At 65.1% G+C, this 4,059-nt stretch carries 5 protein-coding genes and 1 tRNA gene; 4 read left to right on the top strand and 2 right to left on the bottom strand.

Features of this window, described 5'->3' with window-relative positions; genetic code table 11:
- Both P2Q66_RS04340 and P2Q66_RS04335 read right to left on the bottom strand, forming a co-directional pair.
- A partial coding sequence (locus P2Q66_RS04340) for a hypothetical protein (RefSeq protein ID WP_275725895.1) occupies positions 1-239 on the bottom strand: 239 nt, incomplete at its 3' end.
- Positions 240-650: 411 nt separating this feature from the next.
- A tRNA-Lys gene (locus P2Q66_RS04335) sits at positions 651-723 on the bottom strand.
- Positions 724-899: 176 nt separating this feature from the next.
- Between P2Q66_RS04335 and P2Q66_RS04330 the strand changes: the two genes are divergently transcribed.
- From P2Q66_RS04330 to P2Q66_RS04315, 4 genes are all read left to right on the top strand, one after another.
- A complete protein-coding gene (locus P2Q66_RS04330) occupies positions 900-1,559 on the top strand; it encodes a hypothetical protein (RefSeq protein WP_115523998.1) in 660 nt (219 codons plus the stop codon).
- Between the two features lie 303 nt (positions 1,560-1,862).
- Positions 1,863-2,480 (top strand): nuclease PIN, encoded by a 618-nt coding sequence (locus P2Q66_RS04325; RefSeq protein WP_115523997.1) that lies wholly within the window; start codon positions 1,863-1,865, stop codon positions 2,478-2,480.
- A gap of 1 nt (position 2,481) precedes the next feature.
- The gene (locus P2Q66_RS04320) at positions 2,482-3,495 is read left to right on the top strand and encodes an inorganic phosphate transporter (protein WP_079596800.1); all 1,014 of its coding nucleotides are present in this window, start codon (positions 2,482-2,484) and stop codon (positions 3,493-3,495) included.
- 164 nt (positions 3,496-3,659) lie between these two features.
- Positions 3,660-4,059, top strand: a 400-nt coding sequence (locus P2Q66_RS04315; protein ID WP_115523996.1) for a hypothetical protein, incomplete at its 3' end; no start/stop codon positions are given.

Raw genomic sequence — 4,059 nt, 5'->3', positions numbered from 1 at the left:
GGCGGAGGCATCCAGAGGGTTACAAGATTCATACCTGCGCTTATGGCAGAGACGCTGAGAGTGATCAGGAGGACGGTGCGACTCCAGAAGCGAGCACGGAGATGCAGGCGGGCGTAGATATCAACGATCGTGGTGATTTTGTGCTGGAACTTAGCAAGCGTTTCTACGCTGTGCGCAGGCGTAGCAGTAGGGCTCCCGTCAACCGCTGTTAGCCCCAAAGCATCTTCGTAGCTCACCATATTTCCGCCTAGTCGTACCATCAGCAACCCTCCGCTGCTGCTGGCACATCCTATGCGATTCGTTGGTGCGGCCATAAATAACGTCCCACGGCCACACCCGCCAGGTTTATGAAGCCAGAGCCACTTCAACGAATGCGTTAGGCCGCTTCACCGCGGGGCCGGGGCTGACGTCAAAGTCGTTCAGCTCATGTTGGGACACAAGGATGCCACGGAGACGCTCAACACCTACGGCCACCTTTGGCCGGACAGGCTGGATGAGGTATCCCACGCCCTAGAAACAGCCAGAACCCAAGCGCTCGTGCAGCAGGCCACCAGAAGCGATGTCGCCAAAATGTCCCCACGAAGCGCCTAGACAGGAAACAGGAAAGGGCCGGAACGCCGCGTTTCCGCTGAATTCCGGCCCTCAATGGGTGGGCCCTGTGGGGCTCGAACCCACGACCCACGGATTAAAAGTCCGATGCTCTACCAACTGAGCTAAAGGCCCCTGCCGGCTGGTTGGAACACGCTGTGTCCGCCCGTCCGGCCCAATCCATTTCTGGACGTTAATACTCTAACCCATGGTTCCGGCGTCTCCGCACACAACCCGGGCGCCGCCGTCGGACATGGAAGAGGGCCCCCGGATGCTCGATTTCCATTGCGGCACAGGAGTAGCGTGGGGGCATGAGTGAGCAAGCAGGATCCAGTCCTTACGGCGGCGCGAACCGGCACCACAAGCCCAAACCCTTCGCTCCCATCGACTTCGAGCCGTTCGCGGGCGGCGCCGATCCCGCCCGCGTCTCGGAGGCCGCCCACCTTGCAGCCCAGGCGCTGGTCCGCCACGGCCGGGACAGCGACGATCCAGTTGTCACCGAACGGCTCGTGAAGCTCGCTGACGAGCAGGGCTTGGAAGCCATCGCCGAGATGTGGGCCGAAAGCCCCGCCCGTTCCCTTCCCGGTGCGCTGTGGCGGCTCTACGCCCTGCGTGCCGCCACCGTCCAGGACCCGCAGCGCATCTCCGTGTACTTCCGTGCGGGCAAGGACACCGCCCAGGTCTCCAACGTGGTGGCAGGTGCAGCCGAGCCTCCCGGTGCGGACGAGATGATCGCCATGGCCGATGCCATCCTGTCCGGGGCGTTCGACGGCGAGTTCGACGTCGCACTGGAACGTTCCGCCGCTTTCTGCCGCGTGGTAGCCCTGGGCCAGGCAACCATCGCCGATGGCGCCGAGCACGCCAACGAGGCGCACGCCAGCAGGCTGACCCGCAATTCGCACCAGCTGGTCAAAACAGCCGAAGACCTGGAACACGCCGCCAACGCATGGCGTCTGGGCGAACTGGACTGACCCGTCCCCCGCAGTGGCCCACCTGTCAAGATTGACTTGCGGGCGGCAACGTAGAAAACTGAAACCGGTGCCGAACCGCGAAACCCCCGGGCTTCAACACTCAGCCGCCTAGAGCGGCCTACCGCCGAGAGGCGTATCCGGTTCGGCACCATTTTTCTGCCCGTTTCCTGTCAGCCGATTTTCCGCGGGCCCTTTTCAGCCGTGCAGTTACGGACCGGTAGAGTTAGCGTCAGTTGCCTGCCGGGGTCAAGTCACACGGCGGCAATCCCCGCCCTGTACTTTCCCCGGAGACCGGTAATTACTGTGAAGCTGCGCCTTTTTCCCCAGGAGCCCGCCGGGCTGAACCTCCTCTCTGAGATGGCACAGCAGATTGTGCTGGCCGGCGCCACCCTCGCGGAAATCCTGGGAGTCCCCGCGGCGGAACACGGCAAACTCGTTGAGGACATGCACAACCACGAGGCCAAGTCCGCGGAACTGCATTTCGCCCTCCTGACCCACATGCGCACCAGCTTCGTGAACCCGCTCCCCCGGGAGGACATGTACGCCCTCTCCCGCTACCTCAACGAAGCCATGGAGAAGTTGGACGCCGCCGCGGAGCTGGTGGCCCTGTACAAGCTGGAGCGGCTGCCAAAGCGGGCGGCGGACCAGCTGGAGATCATCAGCCGGCAGGCCGAACTGACCGTGGATGCCATGCGCCGGCTGAACAACCTCGATGACCTTGAGGATTACTGGATCGAAATCCTGCGCCTGGCCAAACGCGCCGAGCGGACGCACCGGGTGTGGGTGGCGGACATGATCAAGGACATGAAGTGGGCGCAGTACTCGCGCAACCGGGACATCGCCAACCAGCTGGTGGAGGTCACCAAGGACATGCGGCGGATCGCCACCCAGGTGGGCAGCATCATCGTCAAGGAATCCTAGGGTGACGCCAGTCATCTTCGGCGTGGTGGTCCTGCTGGCCGCCGGGTTTGCATTCCTGAACGGCTTCCGCGACGTCTCCACCTCGGTTGCGGTGGCCACCCGTACCCGTGCGCTGACTCCCAGCGTCGCGGTACTGCTGGCCGCCTTCTTCAACTTCATTGGTGCACTGCTGAGTGCCACCCTGGCCGTGGCCGTCAGCCAGCACTGGATCACCCTGCCGCCGGGGACGGACGGCCTGAGCATCGTGGTGGCGGGACTGGCGAGCGCCTTCGCCTGGGGGCTGCTGATGTGGTGGCGCGGTATTCCCGCATCCTCCACCCATGCGCTGGTGGGCGGCCTGGCCGGTGCCGGTCTGGCGAGCCTGGCGGTGGGCGGCACCGGCGTGGGCGGCGTGGACCAGTCGCTGCTGTTCCAGGTGGTCCTCCCGCTGGTCCTGTCCCCCTTGGTGGCCTACAGCGGAGCATTCATGCTGGTCTACCCCGCCACCTGGGCGGCACGCCACACCCAGCCCAACGTGGTCAACCAGCGGTTCCGCCGCAGCCAGGCCATCGCGGCGGGGGCCGTCGCCTTCGGCCACGGCCTGCAGGACGGGCAGCGGGTCAGCGCGGTCCTGCTGCTTTCCCTCCTGGCCGCAGGCTATTCCGACGGCGGCACCATCCCCATGTGGGTGGCCCTGCTTTCCGCGGTGATGATTACGGCGGGGACGCTGTTCGGCGGCTGGCGGATATCCCACACCATCGGATACAAGATCACCCGCATCGATCCGCTGCGGGGCTCTGTGGCGCAAATCTTCAGCGCCGTCATACTGTTCCTGGGCGCCATCGGGCTGCACTGGCCGCTGTCCACCACGCATACGGTCACCTCGGCCGTCCTGGGTGCGGGTGAGAACCAGCATTTTTCGGTCACCAACCGGAAGCTGGTGATCCAGATCGTGGGCCTCTGGGTCCTGACGCCGGCCGCCACGGCTGCCCTGGCCTTCGTCCTGGCACTGGCGCTTTCGCCGATCGGCGGCTGACCCCCAAAACCCTGTACAGCCGTACGCCGGTGACGTAGATTCGGATGAAGCCCCCTCCGCACTGTCGCCGGGGACTGCCGCCCGCCGCCGCGTGCAGGGCCACGGGCGTTAGCCGCTGCAGGATGCCGGCGGCCCGGATGCACATCGCGGAATGAGCAGGCATCATGTCTACCTCGAATCCCCGGCACCCCCAGCCACGGCCGCTCCAATGCGGGACCTGCGGAACCGAACACCGGCTCACCATCCACGCCATCATGGCCTTGGGAGCCGTGGGCGGGGACCTGGTCACCGTCTCCTACACCTGCAATGACTGCAACCTGTTCCAGGAGCACCTTGCCTACGCCGCCGATGTTGCGGCGGCACTGCACCAGGTGCGCTGGATGGCGAAAGTGATCGTTTTCGGGGACGACTACATCCACTGCGGCTTTCCCATGGAGGAAGCCGAGTTCGAGATCGAGCGGCTCTGCTACCGGAGCAGCACCAGCGGAAGCGGGCTCAGCGCCGTGTGCCTGCCCACCAGGGTGCTGCGCTGCCGCTGCGGGTTCCAGCTGGAAGTCCCGGAAT

The organism is Arthrobacter sp. Cr_A7, assembly GCF_029222765.1.
Taxonomy (GTDB): domain Bacteria; phylum Actinomycetota; class Actinomycetes; order Actinomycetales; family Micrococcaceae; genus Arthrobacter.
Note: the sequence above shows the minus strand (reverse complement) of the source record. Positions and strands in the feature narration are given on the sequence as shown.